This is a genomic window from Azospirillum lipoferum 4B (genome assembly GCF_000283655.1).
Classification (GTDB): Bacteria; Pseudomonadota; Alphaproteobacteria; order Azospirillales; family Azospirillaceae; genus Azospirillum; species Azospirillum lipoferum_C.
The window spans coordinates 2,676,866-2,696,527 of record NC_016622.1; the positions used below are offsets into that span (position 1 = coordinate 2,676,866).

At 69.0% G+C, this 19,662-nt stretch carries 15 protein-coding genes; 4 read left to right on the forward strand and 11 right to left on the reverse strand.

The window, feature by feature from the left end; genetic code table 11:
- Window positions 1-14: 14 nt before the first annotated feature.
- On the forward strand, window positions 15-1,241 hold the full coding sequence (locus AZOLI_RS12435) for a class I SAM-dependent methyltransferase (protein ID WP_014249010.1): 1,227 nt from the start codon (window positions 15-17) through the stop codon (window positions 1,239-1,241).
- 416 nt (window positions 1,242-1,657) lie between these two features.
- On the opposite strand, the gene AZOLI_RS12440 is transcribed toward AZOLI_RS12435, so the two are convergent.
- Together AZOLI_RS12440 and clpB are read right to left on the reverse strand one after the other, a co-directional pair.
- A complete protein-coding gene (locus tag AZOLI_RS12440; protein WP_014249011.1) occupies window positions 1,658-3,040 on the reverse strand; it encodes an aspartate aminotransferase family protein in 1,383 nt (460 codons plus the stop codon).
- Window positions 3,041-3,205: 165 nt separating this feature from the next.
- Window positions 3,206-5,809, reverse strand: coding sequence for an ATP-dependent chaperone ClpB (gene clpB, locus AZOLI_RS12445; protein WP_014249012.1), 2,604 nt, complete (start codon window positions 5,807-5,809; stop codon window positions 3,206-3,208).
- Window positions 5,810-6,120: 311 nt separating this feature from the next.
- Between clpB and AZOLI_RS12450 the strand changes: the two genes are divergently transcribed.
- Together AZOLI_RS12450 and AZOLI_RS12455 are read left to right on the forward strand one after the other, a co-directional pair.
- On the forward strand, window positions 6,121-6,690 hold the full coding sequence (locus AZOLI_RS12450; RefSeq protein ID WP_014249013.1) for an NUDIX domain-containing protein: 570 nt from the start codon (window positions 6,121-6,123) through the stop codon (window positions 6,688-6,690).
- A 129-nt stretch (window positions 6,691-6,819) separates the two neighbouring features.
- On the forward strand, window positions 6,820-7,581 hold the full coding sequence (locus tag AZOLI_RS12455; RefSeq protein ID WP_014249014.1) for an MOSC domain-containing protein: 762 nt from the start codon (window positions 6,820-6,822) through the stop codon (window positions 7,579-7,581).
- Window positions 7,582-7,615: 34 nt separating this feature from the next.
- Here the strand turns inward: AZOLI_RS12455 and AZOLI_RS12460 are convergent, their stop codons facing one another.
- Complete coding sequence (locus tag AZOLI_RS12460) at window positions 7,616-8,062, reverse strand: DUF4167 domain-containing protein (RefSeq protein WP_014249015.1); 447 nt, start codon at window positions 8,060-8,062, stop codon at window positions 7,616-7,618.
- A 283-nt stretch (window positions 8,063-8,345) separates the two neighbouring features.
- Entirely contained in the window at window positions 8,346-9,194 is an 849-nt protein-coding gene (gene prmC / locus AZOLI_RS12465; protein WP_014249016.1) for a peptide chain release factor N(5)-glutamine methyltransferase, read from the reverse strand.
- A gap of 113 nt (window positions 9,195-9,307) precedes the next feature.
- Here prmC and AZOLI_RS31120 point away from each other — a divergent pair, with 113 nt between their 5' ends.
- Entirely contained in the window at window positions 9,308-9,706 is a 399-nt protein-coding gene (locus tag AZOLI_RS31120; protein WP_014249017.1) for an endonuclease domain-containing protein, read from the forward strand.
- A 4-nt stretch (window positions 9,707-9,710) separates the two neighbouring features.
- Here AZOLI_RS31120 and prfA read toward each other — a convergent pair whose 3' ends face one another.
- The 7 genes from prfA to AZOLI_RS12505 form a co-directional block, all read right to left on the reverse strand.
- The gene (prfA, locus tag AZOLI_RS12475) at window positions 9,711-10,796 is read right to left on the reverse strand and encodes a peptide chain release factor 1 (protein WP_048816488.1); all 1,086 of its coding nucleotides are present in this window, start codon (window positions 10,794-10,796) and stop codon (window positions 9,711-9,713) included.
- Window positions 10,771-12,117: a glutamyl-tRNA reductase gene (gene hemA / locus AZOLI_RS12480; protein ID WP_014249019.1), complete on the reverse strand. Its 1,347-nt coding sequence runs from the start codon at window positions 12,115-12,117 to the stop codon at window positions 10,771-10,773. Before hemA ends, prfA begins: the two co-directional genes overlap by 26 nt.
- 37 nt (window positions 12,118-12,154) lie before the next feature.
- Window positions 12,155-13,336 carry a flavodoxin-dependent (E)-4-hydroxy-3-methylbut-2-enyl-diphosphate synthase gene (gene ispG / locus AZOLI_RS12485; RefSeq protein WP_014249020.1) on the reverse strand — a complete coding sequence of 394 codons (1,182 nt, stop codon included), beginning with the start codon at window positions 13,334-13,336 and terminating at the stop codon, window positions 12,155-12,157.
- Between the two features lie 166 nt (window positions 13,337-13,502).
- Entirely contained in the window at window positions 13,503-14,738 is a 1,236-nt protein-coding gene (locus AZOLI_RS12490) for a helix-turn-helix domain-containing protein (protein ID WP_014249021.1), read from the reverse strand.
- 176 nt (window positions 14,739-14,914) lie between these two features.
- The gene (gene ptsP / locus AZOLI_RS12495) at window positions 14,915-17,233 is read right to left on the reverse strand and encodes a phosphoenolpyruvate--protein phosphotransferase (protein ID WP_014249022.1); all 2,319 of its coding nucleotides are present in this window, start codon (window positions 17,231-17,233) and stop codon (window positions 14,915-14,917) included.
- 2 nt (window positions 17,234-17,235) lie between these two features.
- A complete protein-coding gene (locus AZOLI_RS12500) occupies window positions 17,236-18,342 on the reverse strand; it encodes an NAD(P)H-dependent flavin oxidoreductase (RefSeq protein ID WP_014249023.1) in 1,107 nt (368 codons plus the stop codon).
- Between the two features lie 53 nt (window positions 18,343-18,395).
- A complete protein-coding gene (locus AZOLI_RS12505) occupies window positions 18,396-19,631 on the reverse strand; it encodes an aspartate kinase (protein WP_014249024.1) in 1,236 nt (411 codons plus the stop codon).
- Window positions 19,632-19,662: the final 31 nt, after the last annotated feature.

Sequence of the window (19,662 nt, forward strand, 5' to 3'; positions counted from 1 at the left end):
ATGAGCAGTCCCCCATGAGCATCGACGACCTGCGCGCCCAGTACGAAGCCTATCCCTACCCGGCGCGCAACCCGGCCGACGAATCCAAGCGCCTGATCACCGGGTCGCCCAGCCATCTGGACGAGCTGGTCCAGCATGTCTTCGGCGGCCGGATCGACCATTCCAAGCCGCTGCGCGTGCTGGTGGCCGGCGGCGGCACGGGGGACGGCACCATCATGCTGGCGCAGCAGATGGCCGATGCCGGCAATCCCGGCCGCATCACCTACATCGACTTGTCCGACGCCAGCCGCGCCGTCGCCGAGGCGCGGGCCAAGGCGCGCGGCCTGACCAACATCGACTTCCGCCGCGGATCGCTGCTGGAGCTCGATGGACTGGGACCGTTCGACTACATCGACTGCTGCGGCGTGCTGCACCATCTGGACGATCCGGCGGCGGGTCTGCGCTCGCTGGCCGGCGCACTGGCGCCCGGCGGCGGCATCGGCATCATGGTCTACGCCCCCTATGGCCGCACCGGCGTCTATCCGATGCAGGAGGCTCTGCGCGGCATGACCGAGGGGCTGCCGCCGACCGAGAAGGTGGCGCTGGCCCGCCGGCTGATCCAGGCTCTGCCGTCGACCAACTGGCTGCTGAACAACCCGCATATCAGCGACCACCGCCTCGCCGACGCCAACCTCTACGACCTGCTGCTGCACAGCTGCGACCGTCCCTACAGCATGCCGCAGCTGGCGGAGCTGGCGGACAGCGCCGGGCTGGCCATCGCGACGCTGATCGACCCGTTGCGCTACGAACCGTCGCTGTGGATCAAGGACGCCCGCGTGCTGAAGCGGCTGGAGGGGATGGGCATGCTGGAGCGCGCCGCCTGGACCGAGCGCATCACCGGCGCCTTCACCAAGCACATCGCCTATCTGCTGCGCCCGGCCGATCTGGATGCCGCCCGCATCGCGCCGGACGGGCCGGACGTTATCCCGGTCCTGCGCGACATCGACGGCCCGATGGTGGCGAAGACCGCGCCGCCCGGCGGCAGCCTGGAATTCGACCTGATGGGCAGCGTCGTGGCCCTGCCCCTGCCCCGGCTGGCCGGCCCGATCCTGTCGCGGATCGACGGCAAGACCAGCCTCGGCGCCCTGCACACCGCCATCGAGCCGACGACGAAGGCGACCTGGGAGCAGTTCCTCACCCAGTTCCGCCAGCTGTTCGACGCGCTGGGCGGCCTGGGCAAGATGCACCTGCGGCGGGGTTGAGTGCCCTCTCCCTACAGGCTTTTCTCCCTCTCCCCCCGGGGCTACCGGATGCACACATTTCGCATTTGCGAAAGGACGTGCAGCTTGGCATTGAGGACAGCCCCTCTCCCCTCGCGGGAGAGGGGTTGGGGTGAGGGGCGGAAACTTGATTTCCACGGGCTTTCAGCCGGTCGCACCCCTCATCCCGCCCCGCAAGGGGAGAAGGGCTTTTCACCACCGGTGGTTGCCGCCATTTCGCAGAGGCGAGATGTGTGAATGCCATAGCCCCCCGGGGAGAGGGTCGGGGTGAGGGGGACGCACCGCATGGATCACGGGAAAACGAGACGCGCGGGTTCCTGAATCAAATCTCGCCGCGCCTCCCCCTAACCCTCTCCCCGGGGGGGAGAGGGGATCTCGGGGGCGGGAGAGGGTGCCCCTTACCCCCGCAGAACCGGCACCGCGGCGTCGAGCGCCTTGGTCAGCCGGTCGAAGGTCTCGTGGATTTCCGCCTCGGTGATGACCAGCGGCGGGCAGAGCGCGATGGAATCGCCCATGGCGCGGACAATCAGCCCATTGTCCTGGGCCAGCCCGTTGACCAGCGCACCGGCGCGGCCGGGCGGGTCGAAGGGCATTTTGGTCGCCTTGTCCGCCACCAGCTCCAGCGCGCCGATCAGGCCGGTGCCGCGGGCCTCGCCGACCAGCGGATGCGCCGCCAGCGCCTTCAGACGGTTCTGGAACGCCGGGGCGACCGAGCGGACATGGCCGACGATGTCGCGCTCCTCGTAGATCTTCAGCGTTTCCAGCGCCACCGCCGCCGCCACCGGATGGGCGGAATAGGTGTAGCCATGGCCGAAGGTGCCGATCTTCCGGCTCTCGTCGACGCAGGCGCGATAGATGGCGTCCGTCACCATGACGGCGGAGATCGGCAGATAGCCCGACGACAGCTGCTTGGCGCAGGTCAGAATGTCCGGCTGCATGCCCATGGTCTGGCTGCCCCAGAAATTGCCGGTGCGGCCGAAGCCGCAGATCACCTCGTCGGCGACCAGCAGGATGTCGTATTTCTTCAACACCGGCTGGATCTTGGCGAAATAGGTCGCGGGCGGCACCACGACGCCGCCGGCACCCATGATCGGCTCGGCAAACATGGCGGCGATGGTGTCCGGCCCCTCGGCCAGGATCAGCGCCTCCAGCTGTTCGGCCAAGCGGGTGGCGAAGGCCTCTTTGCTCTCGCCCTCAAGCCCGTTGCGGTAATGGTGCGGGCAGTCGCCGTGAATGATGCGGGCGATCGGCAGGTCGAAGTCGCGGTGGTTGTTGGGCAGCCCGGTCAGGCTGGCGGTCGCCACCGTCACGCCGTGATAGGCGCGCTGGCGCGACAGGATCTTCTTCTTCTCCGGCCGGCCGAGCGCGTTGTTGTAGTACCAGATCAGCTTGATCGCGGTGTCGTTGGCTTCCGACCCCGAATTGGCGAAGAAGACCTTCGACATCGGCACCGGCGCCAGCCCGATCAGCTTTTCCGCCAGATCGATGCCGGGCTCGTGCGACTTGTGGCCGAAGATGTGATAGCTGGACAGCTGCCGCATCTGCTTGGCCGCCGCCTGCACCAGCCGCTCCTCCCCCCAGCCGAGCGAGACGCACCACAGGCTGGCCATGCCCTCGATGTAATCCCGGCCGCCGTCGTCGAAGACGCGCACGCCCTCACCGCGCTCGATGATCATCGGCCCCTGCGTCTCGTGGACGTCCAGGTTGGTGTAGGGATGGAGGATGAAGGCCTTGTCGCGGCTGGCCGCGGAGTTGCCGGCGGTGCTGACGGGAGCGGTCATGGAAGGTGGCTTCCTGTTCGGGCGTTCGGGTGCATTGCTCCGCCGTCCGCGAGGGATCGGCGGAAACTGTTCGATATGTTAAACAGTTCCGCCGATCATACGCACAGTTCACCCACCCGACAAAGCCGCGTCGCAGTCATCGGTGCAATGCGGCGGGCACAGACGTCAGCCCTTGCGAACCAGACTGCTCACCGGCTGGCCGTCGATGGTCAGCGAACCGCCTTCCGCGCCGACCGCCACCGTCTGGCCGTCCTTGATGCGGCCTTCCAGGATCAGGGTCGCCATCGGGTTTTGCAGCTCGCGCTGGATCACCCGCTTCAGCGGTCGCGCGCCGTAGACCGGATCGTAGCCGGCCTCGGCCAGCCATTCGGTCGCGGCCTCGTCCACCGTCAGCGTGATCTCGCGGTCGGCGAGCATCTTCGTCAGGCGGCCGAGCTGGATCTTGACGATGCCGCCCATATGCCGGCGGTCGAGCCGGTGGAACAGCAGGATCTCGTCCAGGCGGTTCAGGAATTCCGGCCGGAAATGGGCGCGGACGGCTTCCATCACCTCCTCGCGCACGGCAGCGCTGTCCTCGCCCTCCGGCTGCTCGGCCAGCGCCTGCGAGCCGAGGTTGGAGGTCATGATGATGACGACGTTGCGGAAATCGACGGTGCGGCCCTGCCCGTCGGTCAGGCGGCCGTCGTCCAGCACCTGCAGCAGCACGTTGAAGACGTCGGGATGGGCCTTCTCCACCTCGTCGAACAGCACGACCTGATAGGGCCGGCGGCGCACCGCCTCGGTCAGCGCCCCGCCCTCCTCATAGCCGACATAGCCCGGAGGCGCGCCGATCATGCGGGCGACGGAGTGCTTTTCCATATATTCCGACATGTCGAGCCGGACCATCGCCGTCTCGTCGTCGAACAGGAATTCGGCCAGCGCCTTGGTCAGCTCGGTCTTGCCGACGCCGGTCGGCCCCAGGAACAGGAAGGAGCCGATGGGACGGTTCGGGTCCTGCAACCCGGCCCGCGCCCGGCGCACGGCGTTGGATACGGCGACGATTGCCTCGTCCTGGCCGATCACCCGGCCGCGCAGCTTGTCCTCCATCGCCAGCAGCTTCTCGCGCTCGCCGGCCAGCATCTTGTCGACCGGCACGCCGGTCCAGCGGCTGACCACCGCGGCGATGTCGCCGTCGCGGACCTCCTCGTTCAGCATGCGGCTGCTGGCATGCGCCTCGGCATCCTTCAGGGCCTTCTCCAGGCCGGGGATGACGCCGTAGGCCAACTCGCCCGCCCGGCCCCAATTGCCGTCGCGCTGCGCCGTCTCCAGTTCGGTGCGGGCCTTCTCCAGATCCTCCTTGATCTTCTGCGCGCCCTGCAGCTGGTCCTTCTCGGCCTGCCACTTGGCGGTCAGCTCGGCCGAGTCCTGCTCCAGGTCGGACAGTTCGCGCTCCAGATTGACCAGCCGGTCGCGCGACGCGGCATCCTGCTCGCGCTTCAGCGCCTCGCGCTCGATCTTCAACTGGATGATGCGGCGGTCGAGTTCGTCGATGGCTTCCGGCTTGCTGTCCACCGCCATGCGCAGGCGGCTCGCCGCCTCGTCGATCAGGTCGATGGCCTTGTCGGGCAGGAAGCGGTCGGTGATGTAGCGGTTGGACAGGGTCGCCGCCGACACGATGGCGCTGTCGGTGATGCGCACGCCATGGTGCACCTCATAACGCTCCTTCAGGCCGCGCAGGATGGAGATGGTGTCCTCCACCGTCGGCTCCGACACGAAGACCGGCTGGAAGCGCCGGGCCAGCGCCGCGTCCTTCTCGATGTACTTGCGGAACTCGTCCAGCGTGGTGGCGCCGACGCAATGCAGCTCGCCGCGCGCCAAGGCCGGCTTCAGCATGTTGGAGGCGTCCATCGCGCCGTCCGACTTGCCGGCGCCGACCAGCGTGTGCAGCTCGTCGATGAAGACGACGATCTCGCCGGCTGCCGCCTGGATTTCCGACAGAACGGCCTTCAGCCGCTCCTCGAACTCGCCGCGATACTTGGCGCCGGCCACCAGGGCGCCGAGGTCGAGCGACAGCAGCTGCTTGTTCTTCAGGCCTTCCGGCACGTCGCCCTTGACGATGCGCTGGGCCAGCCCCTCGACGATGGCGGTCTTGCCGACGCCGGGCTCGCCGATCAGCACCGGGTTGTTCTTGGTGCGGCGGGCCAGCACCTGGATGGTGCGGCGGATTTCCTCGTCGCGGCCGATCACGGGGTCGAGCTTGCCGTCGCGCGCCGCGGCGGTCAGGTCGCGCGCATACTTCTTCAGCGCGTCATAGCCCTGCTCGGCGCTGGCGCTGTCGGCGGTGCGGCCCTTGCGGATGTCGTTGATGGCGGTGTTCAGCGCCTGCGGCGTCACGCCGGCGGACTTCAGCGCACGCGCCGACGGGGTGCCGTCGGCCATGGCCAGCGCCAGCAGGATGCGCTCGGCGGTGACGAAGCTGTCGCCGGCCTTTTCGGCGACCTTCTCCGCCTGTTCGAAGACGCGGGAGAGTTCGGGCGTCAGATAGAGCTGACCGGCGCCGCTGCCCTCGACCTTCGGCAGCTTGTCCAGTTCGGCATCGACCGCCGACAGTGCCGCCTTCGGGTCGCCGCCCGCCGCACGGATCAGGTTGGCGGCAAGGCCTTCCTTGTCGTCCAGCAGGGTCTTCAGCAGATGTTCCGGGGTCAGGCGCTGATGCCCACGGCGCACGGCCAGGGTCTGCGCGGCCTGGACGAACCCGCGGCTGCGCTCGGTGTATTGCTCGAAATCCATGATGCTCCCCTATCTCCCGCCGACCGTCCGCGAGGCAGCCCGGTCAACTCGATTCCCTTGCCCGATCCACGCAAATGTGCGATCCGCAAGAATGCTGCCGGAGATGTAGGCAGGGCCGGAGGTCATGCAAGACCATCGGCATAGAAAGGTTATCGCAGGAGAAATCCCGCCTCCCAGCCTTCCCCAGGACCGCGTAGGACCGGGAAAAAGGGGTAGCTCGCGACCCGCCGATTGCCCCCCTACACGGCACGCGCCCGGCCCGGCTAGACTTCCGCCCGCCCGCCGTCCACGGGTCCTTCCGGATTCCCATCATGACCGATTTGGCCGCCTCCAGCACCAGCCCACGCGCCAGCACCGACACGAAAGCTTCGCCGATCCCAGCCCACCACGCCACGCCCCGGACCATGATGGCCCGACTGCTCCGTCTCGCCTGGACCCTGCGCGGGGTCTGGCACCGGATCGCCCGGCCGCTGACCATGGGGGTGCGGGCGATCATCATCGACGACTCGGACCCGGCCGCCCCCTGTGTTCTGCTGATCCGCCACAGCTATGTCGATGGCTGGCACTTCCCCGGCGGCGGTGTCGGGCGGGGGGAGACGCTGGCCGACGCCATGCGGCGGGAGGTGCGGGAGGAGGTCGGGTTGATCGCCGACCGCCCCGCTCAGCCTTTCGGCATCTATGCCCGCTTCCGCAACGGCGCGAGCGACCATGTGGCGGTCTATGTCGTGCGCGGCTGGAGCGGCACGCCGAAGGCGGACGGGGTCGAGATCGTCGAGACCCGGTTCTTTCCGCTCGACCGGCTCCCGGCGGACCTGTCGCCGGCCACCGGGCGCCGGCTGGAGGAATTTCTGGGGCGCCGCCCGGTCGCCGAACGCTGGTAAAGGCACCAGATTAGGGGGTGGAGCGGGCGGTCCGGGTTGCTACCGGCCGCCTTTCCCCCAGCCGCAGCGTGAGAAACAGGCACCGCATCGGTTGACAGGGACGCTCCCACCCTCTCATTGTGCAGTGCAATGAAAACCACACTGACCGCCATCCGCCGCTATCCCGTCAAGGGCATGAGCGGCCAGGACCTGACCGCCACCGACCTGACCGCCGGACAGGCGATCCCGCTCGACCGCCGTTACGGCCTGCTGCACGGCCCGGCCGCGCTGGACAGCGAGACGGAGGGCTGGCGCCTGCCGTCCGACTTCTTCACGCTGGACCGCACGGAAAAGCTGGCGGCGCTGCAGACCGAGTTCGACGAGGAGACGCACGCGCTGGTCATCCGCCGCGGCGGCCGGCAGGTGTCGCGCGGCCGGCTGGACCAGCCGATGGGCCGCACGCTTCTGGAACAGTTCTTCGCCGCCTATCTGGCCGGCATCGTCCCCGGCATGCCGCGGCTGATCGAGGCGCAGCACGGCGCCTTCGGCGACAGCGAGGAGCCGTCGGTCACCCTGCTGAACCTCGCCAGCCTGCGCGACGTCGAGGAGCGGATCGCCAAGCAGCCGGTCGATCCCCGCCGCCTGCGCGCCAACCTGCTGCTGGACGGCATCGATCCGTGGGCGGAGCGCGGCTGGATCGGCCGGACCCTGACCATCGGCGATGCGACGCTGGAGGTGGTGGAGGCGCTGGACTGCACGCCCGGCAACGATGTGAACCCGGACAGCGGCATCGCCGACCTCAGCCTGCCGACCATCATGGAGCGGGGGTATGGCCACAGCCAGATCCTGCTGCGCGCCCGGGTGACCGGCGGCGGCCGGATCGCAGTGGGCGATCCGGTCACGCCGGCCTGAACTTTCAGATATCCAGCCTCAGGAACGCGAGGCGTCAGGCGTTGACGGCCGCCCGTTCCTCGCCGTCCGTCTCGTCCTCGCCCTGCTGGTCGTCATCGTCGCCGGCCTGCGAGGACCCTTGCTGCTGGTGGCCGTGCCCGATGCTGGGCTGGCCGCCGCGCTGGCGGTTTTCCGATTCCTGGATCTGGTTGATGATGCGCAGGTAATGCTCCGCATGCTGCAGGTAGTTTTCCGCCTGCACGCGGTCGCCGGACGACATCGCGTCGCGGGCCAGCGCCTGATACTTTTCCTGCACCTGCCACGCATTGCCGCGGATGCGGACATCCGGACCGTTGCTGTCGAAGGTCTGGTGACGCAGCGGAACGTTCTGGCGCCGGCCGGCACCACCGCCGCCCCCGCCCCCGCCACCACCGCCGCCGCTGCCCCCGCCGCCGCTGTTGCCACGACCACGCGAACGCCTGGAGTTCGGTCCCTGTCTCATTCGGCTCTTAAGGCCCCATGCAAGAGAAGTGCAGTCCCCGGAACGCTCCGGCGGCCATCCGGCCTTGCGGCCCGGCCACCGAGCCCGCCATGGACGATTTCCATGGGTCGCTCACGGGGTTCAAACGACGCGTCCGCATCGCGTGCGGCAGGCCATGGCGGTCAGCGCTCGGCAGAAAACCATCCGAGATTCTTGCTCCGCAGGCCATAGGTTCGCGGTCGTGTACGGCACACTACCCGGCAAAGCCCGGCGATCCAACCGTTTTTTTGGATAACCGCCCGCATCACAGGGCTTTCCGTGCCCTGACGCAGCGCTTTACCCCACCGAGGTCACACAGGATCGCGGTTTCCCCCAGCCCCTGCGCCTCGACCAGAGCCGCCACATCCTCCGCCTGACCCTGCCCGACCTCGAAGGCGGCCAGCCCGCCGGGAACCAGCAGACGCGGCAGCTCGGCGGCGAGGATGCGGTAGGGCTCCAGCCCGTCCGGCCCGCCGTCCAGCGCACGGAGCGGGTCGTGCTGCCGCACCTCCGGCTCCAGCGTGGCGATGTCGGCGCTGGGGATATAGGGCGGGTTCGACACCACGATGTCGAAACGATCCTCGATCCCCTTGGCCCAATCGCCGGTCTGGAAGTGGGCGCGGTCCGCCAGCCCATTGCGCTCGGCATTGCCGGCCGCCCCCTCCACCGCCAGCGGGCTGAGATCGACGCCGAGACCGGTGGCATTCGGCAGCTCCGACAGCAACGCCAGCAGGATGCAACCCGTTCCGGTTCCGAAATCGATCAGGCGTAGCGGGGATTTCCGGTCGGGAATGGCGGCCAGCACCGCCTCCACCACCGTCTCGGTGTCCGGCCGCGGCTCCAGCGTATCAGGGTTGAGGGCGAGGTCGATGGTCCAGAACTCCCGGTGCCCCAGGATGCGCCCAACCGGCTCCCGCGCGGCGCGCCGCTCGACCAGCGCCAGGGCACGGGCGGCATCGGCGTCGGAGATGACTTGTTCGGCTTTCGTAACGAAGTCGGTGCGGGTGAGCGTCAGCGCATGTTCCAGCAGGTAGCGGGCGTCGAGCTCCGGCGTATCGACGCCGGCCTCGCGCAGGCGCATCTCGGCTCGGGCGCGCAGGGTGCGGAGGTTCATGGATGCGACCATTCTACAACTTCCTCAACCACACATACGTCTTCATACTCGCCTCAAATCCCCTCTCCCGCGAAGCGGGGGAGGGTTAGGGAGGGGGCATACGCCGACGCCACATGCCACGCGCCAAGAAAACCGCGCTCACTCAAGCTCGCTCCATGCGCCGCGTCCCGACCGATGCAGAACGCAAGCTCTGGAGTCTGCTGCGCCGTCGGCAAATCCGTGGATGGTACTTCCGACGCCAGCACCCCATTCCGCCCTACATCGCCGACTTCGCCTGCATCGAAGCGAAGCTGGTAGTCGAGGTCGATGGCGGACAGCATGCCGAGTCCTCGTATGATGCTGTGCGGGACCGACAGATGAGGCATGCTGGCTGGCGGGTGATGCGCTTTTGGAACACCGATGTGCTCGGCAATCCGGAGGGTGTGGCGCGCATGATCTGGGAAGCGCTTGGCCCCCTCCCCGACCCTCCCCCGCCTTCGGCGGGAGAGAGAGATTGGGGCGACGCCTCGTAACGCCTCACCCCAGCTCCGCCAGCCGGGCGGCTTCGTCTTCGGACACCAGCGCGTCGATCAGTTCGTCCAGCGCTTCGCCGGCCATCACCTTGTCGATCTTGTAGAGCGTCAGGTTGATGCGGTGGTCGGTCACGCGCCCTTGCGGGAAGTTGTAGGTGCGGATGCGTTCCGAGCGGTCGCCGCTGCCGACCTGATTCTTGCGGTCGGCGGCGCGGGCGGCGTCCTTCTCGGCGCGCTCGCGGTCGTACAGCCGGGCGCGCAGCACCTTCAGCGCCTTGGCCTTGTTCTTGTGCTGCGACTTTTCGTCCTGCTGGCTCACCACCAGCCCGGTCGGCAGGTGGGTGATGCGCACCGCGCTGTCGGTGGTGTTCACCGACTGGCCGCCGGGGCCGGAGGAGCGGAAGACGTCGATCCGCAGATCCTTCTCGTCGATGTGGATGTCGACCTCCTCCGCCTCGGGCAGCACGGCGACGGTGGCGGCGGAGGTGTGGATGCGGCCCTGCGCCTCGGTGGCCGGCACGCGCTGGACGCGGTGGACGCCGGACTCGAACTTCAGCCGGGCGAACACGCCGCGCCCGGTGATGTTGGCGGTGGCCTCCTTGTAGCCGCCGATGCCGGTCTCGCTGACGTCCATCGCCTCGAACCGCCAGCCATGCAGGCCGGCATAGCGGCGGTACATCTCGAACAGCTCGGCGGCGAACAGCGCGGCCTCGTCGCCGCCGGTGCCGGCGCGCACCTCAAGGATCGCGTTCTTCTCGTCCGCCTCGTCCTTCGGCAGAAGCGAGATCTGCACCTTGCGCTCCAGATCCGGGATGCGCTTGGCCAGTAGGTGGAATTCCTCCTCCGCCATCGCCTTCATCTCGGGGTCGGCAGACGGATCGCCCATCATCGCCGATATCATCTCCGCCAGATCGGCGGCCTCGGCGCGGCCCTTCTTCAGCTCCGCGATGGCCTCGGCAATCGGGGTGAGGTCGGCATATTCCTTGGACAGCCGGGCGAAGTCGCCGGACTCGGTCAGGCCGGCCGCAAGCGTGTCGCGCAGCTCGTCGTACCGGGCCATCACCTTATCGAACTTCTCGTCCAGGCTCACGTCGCTCGTCCTTATCCCGTTCAGTCTCTTCGGCCCCATCGCAGGCCATACCGTCCCGCCCGACCCTGTCCAGCCCGAACAGCCGGAACATCAGCCGCTCGGCCGCGGCCCGTTCGGCCAGCCCCTCGCCGCTGCCGTCGGCGGCCAGCGCACGCAGCGCCTCCGACGGGGCGTGCAGCAGCCGGTTGAGCAGCAGCCGCGTCGCCGACGCCGCGTCCAGATCGCCGTGCCCGGCCAGCAGGCGCCGCCGTTCCGCCTCGAAATGGCTGCGGAGCGCCGCCACGGCAGGCACCGCGGCGCGTTCCGCCCGGTCGCGGGCAAAGGCGGCCACCGCCTCGTCCACGATCATCCAGGCGGCCTGGGTCGCCGCCTCGCGCCCGACGCGGCCCTGCAGAGCCACCCGCTCCAGATCGGCCAGATCATAGACGAAGGCGCCGTCCATGCCCGCCACCGCCGGATCGACATCGGCCGGGATGGCGGCATCGACCACGAAGACCGGACGGCGGCGGCGGCGCTTCAGCACCGCCTCCATCATCGGAGCCGTGAGGATATAGCGCCCGAGGCCGGCTGCGGCCACCAGGATATCGGCGCCGGTCATCGCCGTCTCCAGCTCGGCCCAGGGGGAGAAATGCCCGTCCAGCCGCCGCGCCGCCGCTTCCGCCCGCCGGTCCACCGGGGCTGCGACCGTCAGCCGCGGCAGCCCGGCGTCGCGCAGCCCCTCCAGCACCAGGGCGCCCATGTCGCCCAGCCCCAGCAGCAGGGCGCCGCAGCGCCGGATGTCGCCGTGCAGGTCGCGCGCCACCTGGATGGCGGCGGCGGCCAGCGAGGTGGCGCCCTCCGCGATGGGCGTCTCGCTGCGCACCCGCTTGGCGGCGGCATAGGCGGCCTGCAGCACCGCCTCCAGCTCCGGCCCGGTCATCCCGGCGCCGGCGGCGCTGCGGTGGGCGGCCTTCAGCTGGCCCAGGATATGCGGTTCGCCGACGATCTGGCTGTCGAGCGAGCAGGCCACCGCGAACAGGTGGCGCACCGCGTCGATGCCGGTGCGGGTGTAGAGCTGCGGCGCCAGATCGGATGTCGGCAGGCCGACGCGGTCGGCCATCGCCTCGGCGATTGCCAGCGCCGCCTCGTTCGGGCGCTCGTGGACCGCCTGAACCTCCACCCGGTCGCAGGTGCTGAGCCACACCGCCTGCCCCACGCCCGCGGCGCGCAGCCGCTCCAGCATGCCCGCCACTTCCGCCTCGTCGGTGGACAGGCGGTCGCGGACCGCGCCGGAACAGGTCCGGTGGCTGGCGCCGATGACGAGGTAGGAGGTGGTGGTCACGCCTGGGGTCGCTGTCCCTGCTTAAATCGGGGGCAGCTTACTCCGCGGCGGGGGCCACGTCTCGGGTGGTTTCTCGGATGGTTTCCGCTTCGGCGGCTTCCGCCGCTGCGTCCGATGCGGCCTTCGCCGCTTCGATCTCCGCCGCCTTCTTCTCGACCAGACCGACCAGATGCTGGACGATGTCCTGGTCCTTCAGCCGGTGGTCGGTGACGCCGGACAGATAGACCTGATGGGTGTTGTTGCCGCCGCCGGTCAGGCCGATGTCGGTCTCCCGCGCCTCGCCCGGGCCGTTCACGACGCAGCCGATCACCGACAGGGTCAGCGGCGTGGTGATGTGGGCCAGCTTCTGCTCCAGCAGCTCCACCGTCTTGATGACGTTGAAGTTCTGCCGCGCGCAGCTGGGGCAGGAGATGACGGTGACGCCGCGGCGGCGCAGGCCCAGCGACTTCAGGATGTCGTAGCCGACCAGGACCTCTTCCGCCGGATCGGCCGACAGCGAGACGCGCAGCGTGTCGCCGATGCCCGACCACAGCAGCATGCCGAGCCCGATGGAGGATTTCACCGTGCCGGCGCGCAGGCCGCCCGCCTCGGTGATGCCGATGTGCAGAGGATAGTCGCAGGCCTCGGCCAGCCCCTGATAGGCGGCGACGGCCAGGAAGGCATCCGATGCCTTCACCGAGATCTTGAACTCGCGGAAGTCGTTGTCTTCCAGGATCCTGGCGTGGTTCAGCGCGCTTTCGACCATCGCCTCCGGGCAGGGCTCGCCGTATTTCTCCAGCAGATCCTGCTCCAGCGAGCCGGCATTGACGCCGATGCGCATCGAACAGCCGTGATCCTTGGCCGCCTTCACCACCTCGCGCACCCGCTCGGCCGAGCCGATGTTGCCGGGGTTGATGCGCAGGCAGGCCGCCCCGCTCTCCGCCGCCTCGATGGCGCGCTTGTAGTGGAAATGGATGTCGGCGACGATCGGCACCTTCACCTGCCGGACGATGTCCTTCAGCGCCAGCGCCGACTCGCGGTCGGGGCAGGAGACGCGGACTATGTCGGCCCCCACCCGCTCCGCCGCCTGGATCTGCTCCACCGTCGCCTTGACGTCGGTGGTCGGCGTGTTGGTCATGGTCTGGACCGAGATCGGCGCATCGCCGCCGACCAACACGTTGCCGACGCGAATCTGGCGCGATTTGCGGCGGAGGATCTGGCGGTAGGCGCGCACGGTCATCTCAGGTCAGCCTCTGGACAGCGAAAGCGGTGGCCGGGAGCCGCATCCTAGCGCAGCCGGCGTCAGGCCAGAAGTGCGCTCCTGCGCCCCGGTTTCAAGATCGGGTATTCATGCCATGCATTTGAGTGGGCCATGCATTTAAGCGGCCCATGCAGGATGGCAGGGCTCAGCGCCGCACCACCCCGTTGGCGTCGATGGCGACATCGCGCAGAACCTGCCCGACGGAACCCAGCGGCGGGCTTTCGCCGCCCTCGGCCATCACCACCAGTCCGCCGGCATTGCCGGTGCGGATCTTCACGTTGGGCTTGTCGGGAACCCGGAAGGTGTCGCCCGGCTTCAGCACGCGGGTGAAGACGATCTCGCTGCCGTCGCGCACCTGCAGCCAGCTTTCCTGGGTGGCCTTCAGGATCAGCTTGGCGTTGGTGTTCAGCGTGCCATAGACCTTGCCGTTGGCCGGCACCGTCGCCGTCGGCGCGGCCGGTGCGGCGGGCGGGTTGGCCGCGGCGTTCAGCGGGGTCGGGTCCTGCGGCGATGCCTCCTCGTCATCCTCCGGCGGCGGGGCCGGAACATTGACGACAGCCTGCGCGGGCGCCTGCCCGGCAGTCTGATTGGTGGACGGCGCGTTGGCGGACGGCAGCGGCGACTGGGCCGGCGGCAGCACCGCGGGCGGAACGGCCGCGACGGCCGGCGGCTTGCCGGCAACCGTCGAAGCGGCCGGGGCAGTCCCCTGCGGAGGCTTCGCCGCCGCACCGGGAGCAGGGGCGCCCGCCGCGGGGGCGGGAGCCGCCGGAGCCGCGGCAGGCGGCGGGGCGGCGGGCGTGGCCGGGGCGGAGGCGATCGCCGGCGCGGGAACCGACGGCTCGGCTCCCGGCTGCGCCACGGTGCCGGTCTGGTCGGATGCCGGGGCTGCAGGCTTGGACGGCACGCCATCCAGCAGCGAGACCAGCCGGTCCGGCAGGGTGGGCACCAGATCGGTCACCGTCCGGTCGGTTGCCGACAGATAATACCAGCCGCCATAGACGATGCCGGCCAGAACCAGCGTGCCCAGCAGCAGCGTGCCGCCCGAGGCGCGCCCTCCTTCGGCCGCCGGGGTCGGCAGGTACAGCTCCTGCCGGCGGACGGTGCCGGCCGCCTCGTCCTTGTAGCGGGTGACGACGGTGTCGGGGTCCAGCCCCAGGCACTCGGCGTAGGAGCGCAGGAAGCCGATGGCGTAGGTGCTGCCCGGCAGCTCGTCGAACCGCCCTTCCTCGATGGCCAGCAGGTACGGATAGCGGATGCGCAGCATCGCCGCGACGTCGCGCAGGTCATAGCCGTGCGCCATGCGCGTGGAGCGCAGGGTCTCGGAGACGGAGGGGCCGGACGGGGCCGGGTCGAAATCGTCGAAAACCTTGCGCTTGGCCATGGGCTCGCCATCTGCTCGCAACTAGCGCGCACGCCGAAAGTCATGCGCAACCGGGGCATCCGTGTGGATGAAACAGGCGGAATGGGTACGACATGCCGCCCCCGCGGCGCAACCGCAATGACCGCGGGTCAGGGGTCGCCGGTCGTGACAAGTGGACCGGAACCGAAGCCGCCCCCTCAGATCAGCACCCCGTGATCCTTGGCGAAGGTCTTCAGCTTGTCGCGCAGGCTGTGGTCGGCACCGGTGTAGAGCCCACTCATGTACTGCCGCAGCGCCCCGACGTCCATCGAGCGCAGCATGGTCTTCACCGGGCCCACCGACGGCGGCGACATCGACAGGGTGCGGAAACCGACGCCGATCAGCGCCATGGCGTCCAGCGGCCGCCCGGCCATCTCGCCGCAGATGCTCAGCGACACCTTGTGCCTGGCGCACTCGTCGACCAGCCGGCGCAGCACGCACAGCATCGACGGCGACAGCGGGTCGTAGCGGGTGGAGGTGCGCGGGTTGCCGCGGTCGGCGGCGAACAGATACTGGGTCAGGTCGTTGGAGCCGACCGACAGGAAGTCCAGCTTGGGCAGCAGGGCCGGAAGTTGCCACAATAGCGACGGTACCTCCAGCATGGTGCCGACGCGCAGGCCGCTCGGCCGCTCGATGCCCTGGGAGTCCAGCCGCTTCAGCTCCAGATCCAGCAGGCGGCGGACGCCGTCGAACTCCGCGACCTCGGCGATCATCGGGAACATCACCGACAGCGGCCGGCCGGCGGCGGCCAGCAGCAGCGCGCGCAACTGCTGGCGCAGCAGAGACGGATGGTCCAGCCCGATTCGCACCGCGCGCCAGCCCAGCGCCGGGTTCTCCTCCTCGCTGCCGGTCATGTAGGGCAGCATCTTGTCGCCGCCGACATCCAGCGTGCGGAAGACGATGGGCTTGTGGCCGACCTCGTCCAGGATGCGGGAATAGAGGTCGGTCTGCGCCTTCACGTCGGGGTATGAGGCGCGGACCATGAAGGGGATTTCGGTGCGGTAGAGCCCGACCCCCTCGGCGCCGCTGGCGGTCAAATGCGGCAGGTCGATCAGCAGGCCGCAGTTCAGCTGGATGGAGATCGGCACCCCGTCGCGCGTGACGGAGGGCAGGTTGCGGATCTCCGCATACATCTGCTCCTTGCGGTGCTGCAACGCCACCGCTTCGGCGAAGGCCATCTGGATGTCTTCGGCCGGGCGGATGAAGACCTGCCCGTGGTCGCCGTCGACGATCAGCTGGTCCAGCGGCTCGATCCGGTTCATCGCGTCGGCCGCCTGCACCACCGGGATGTTCAGCGCGCGGGCGACGATGCAGACATGGCTGGCCGGCGACCCTTCCTCCAGCAGCAGGCCGCGCAGCCGGGTGCGGTCGTAATCCAGCAGCTCCGCCGGCCCCATGGAGCGGGCGACCAGGATCATGTCGTCGGGCAGGGTGGCCCCGTCGGTGCCGCTGGTCTTGCCGGCCAGATGTTGCAGCAACCTGTTGGTCAGATCCTCGAAATCCATCAACCGTTCCCGGATGTAGGGATCGGTCAGGTGACTCATGCGGGCGCGGGTGTCGTTCTGCACCTGCTGCACCGCGGCCTCCGCCGTCAGGCCGACGCGGATCGCCTCACGGATGCGCGACAGCCAGCCGCGATCCTCGGCGAACATCCGGTAGGTCTCCAGGATGTCGCGCGGTTCGCTCAATCCCGCCAGCGACGCCGCTTCCAGCAGGTCGTCGATGGCGCTGTGCATGGTCTGCAGCGCGGTGTTGAAGCGCTCCAGCTCGGCGTCGGCGTCCTCCGCCACCATCTGGCGGACGGTCAGCTGCGGCCGGTGGATGACGGCCAGCCCCATGGCCAGCCCGGCGCTCATCGCCGTGCCGGACAGGCGGGCCGGCAGCAGCACGGGATCGCCGGTGGTGGTGACCTCCACCGGATTGACCAGCTCGCTCTGGGCCACCAGCTCGGCGACGACCATGGCGATGGTCTGGAGGGTTTCCACCTCCTCCTCGACATAGCGGCGGCGGTCCTTGTGCTGGATCACCAGCACGCCGCGCACCTTGCTGCCGCGCAGGATCGGCACGCCGGCCAGCGACTGGAACGGGTCCTCCCCGGTTTCCGGGCGGTAGGCGAAGCTGGGGTGGGAGGGTGCGTTGTCCAGCGCGACCGGGCGGGCGTGGCCAGCGATGTAGCCGACGATGCCCTCGCCCACCCGCAGGCGGGTGTTGTGGACGGCGGTCTTGTTCAGGCCCTCGGTGGAGAACAGCTCCAGCACCTCGCCGGCCCGCATGATGTAGCAGGAGCAGACGTCGGCCTTCATCTCCGCCGCGATCAGCGTGACGATCTTGTCCAGCCGGTCCTGCCCCGACCCCGACGCCGCCATGATGTCGCGCAGCCGGGCGAGCAGCCGGCGCGACGAGCTGCCGTCGAAGCGGGGATGCATTCCCCCGCCCATACCGCCGTCACCGGCTGCCGTGTCGAGGGTGTCGGTCATCGCTACAGCGCTCCCACCGTCGGCTCCGCCATCAGGTCTAACGATGCCGCATCCATCGCCCGCCGTGCCAGCGCCGATTCGGCCTGGGCGATCAATTCGGCGAGGATGTCGGCCACCGGCTGTTCGCGGGTGACAAGCCCGACGCTCTGCCCGGCCATGAGGGAGCCGTTCTCGACGTCGCCCTCGATGACCGCGCGGCGCAGCGCGCCGGCCCAGAAATGCTCGATCTCCAGCATGCCTTCGTCGCGGCTCATGATGCCGGAATCGACCTTGGCGATGATGTCGCGCTGGAATTCCATGAAGCGCTTCGACGCCTCGTTCGCCAGCGCCCGCACCGGGATCACCGGAAAGCGCGGGTCGATCTGCACCGAGGGCTGGGCGTCGCGGGCCGACGCCCGGATGAAAGCCTGCTTGAAATTGGGATGGGCCACGCATTCGGTGGCGCAGACGAAGCGGGTGCCGACCTGCACGCCGGCCGCCCCCAGTTCCAGATAGGAGAGGATCGTCTCGCCCCGGCCGATGCCGCCGGCGACGAACACCGGCACCTCGCGCAGGTCGGGCAGGATTTCCTGGGCCAGCACGGTGGTGGAGACCGGGCCGATATGGCCGCCGGCCTCCGTCCCTTCGATCACCAGGGCGTCGGCGCCATGCTTCGCCAGCCGGCGGCCGGCGGTCAGCGTCGGCGCGAAGGCCATCGCCTTGGCGCCGCCGTCCTTGATCCGGCGCAGGGTGGCGGCGGACGGCAGGCCGCCGGCGACGACCACATGGCCGACGCCCTGCTCGCGGCAGACGTCGATCAGCTGGTCCAGCGCCGGGTGCATGTTGATGACGTTGACGCCGAACGGCTTGTCGGTCAGCGCCTTCGTGCCGGCGATCTCCGCCGCCAGCTGGTCCGGGGCCATGGAGCCGCAGGCCAGCACGCCGAAACCGCCGGCATTGGAGATGGCGGAAACAAGGTGCCGTTCGGACACCCAGCTCATGGCGCCGCCCATCACGGCGGTGCGCGTGCCCAGGAAGTCCCGCCCCCGTTTCCACAGCCGGTCGAGACGGGACCGGTAAAGGCGGGATTGGGCCGATGCTTCCGCCGCGTGCGATGTGGCGTCGGTCATGGCCGGCCCTCTCCTGCTGTTGCGGTCCCCGGCACCCGGGTCCCCACCTGCACTCAGGCGGCGTCCAGGCCGTAGGCGGTGTGCAGGGCGCGCAGCGCCAGCTCCGCATACTCCTCGGCGATCAGGACCGAAATCTTGATCTCCGAGGTCGAGATGACCTGGATGTTGATGCCCTTGTCGGCCAGCGCCTTGAACATGCGCTGAGCCACGCCGGCATGGCTGCGCATGCCGACGCCGATGACCGACACCTTGACCACGTTGGCGTCGGAAACGATGCGCTTGTAGTTCAGGGTGGACTGCGCATCCTCCAGCACCTTCACGGCGCGGGCGATGTCCGCCTTGCCGACGGTGAAGGTCATGTCGGTGGACTTGCCGTCTTCCGACACGTTCTGGACGATCATGTCGACGTTGACGGCGTTGTCGGTCAGCGGACCGAAGATGGCGGCGGCGACGCCCGGCTGGTCGGCGACGCCCACCAGGGTGATCTTCGCCTCGTCGCGGCTGTAGGCGATGCCGCTAACAACTTCCTTTTCCACGATCTCGTCCTCGTCAACAACCAGGGTTCCGGGAAGCGAACTGCCTGCAGCGGCTTCGAAGCTCGACAGCACCTGCACGCGCACGCGGTGGTTCATCGCCATCTCGACCGAGCGGGTCTGAAGCACCTTGGCCCCCTGCGAGGCCATCTCCAGCATTTCCTCGTAGGTGATCTTGTCGAGCTTGCGCGCCTTGGCGACGATGCGCGGGTCGGTGGTGTAGACGCCGTCGACGTCGGTGTAGATGTCGCAGCGGTCGGCCTTCACCGCCGCAGCCAGCGCCACCGCCGAGGTGTCGGAGCCGCCGCGGCCCAGCGTGGCGATGCGGCCCTGTTCCGACACGCCCTGGAAGCCCGCGACCACGGCGACTTCGCCGGTCTGCAGGGACTTTTCCATCTCGGTGGTGTCGATGGAGACGATGCGCGCCTTGCCATGCGTGTCGTCGGTGCGGATCGGCACCTGCCAGCCGGCCCAGGAGCGGGCGGGAATGCCGAGCGACTGCAGGGCGATGGCCAGGAGACCGGAGGTCACCTGCTCGCCGCTGGCGACGACGGCGTCGTATTCGCGCGCGTCATGCAGCTTGTCGATGTCGTTGCAATATTTGACGAGCTGGTTGGTCACGCCGGACATCGCCGACACGACGACGGCGACCTGATGCCCCGCCTTCACCTCTTGCTCGACCTTCCGGGCCACGTTCTTGATGCGGTCGATGTCGCCGACCGACGTGCCTCCGAACTTCAGGACGATCCGCGCCATACCTCACACCATGTCTGGCCGCCCGGTCATG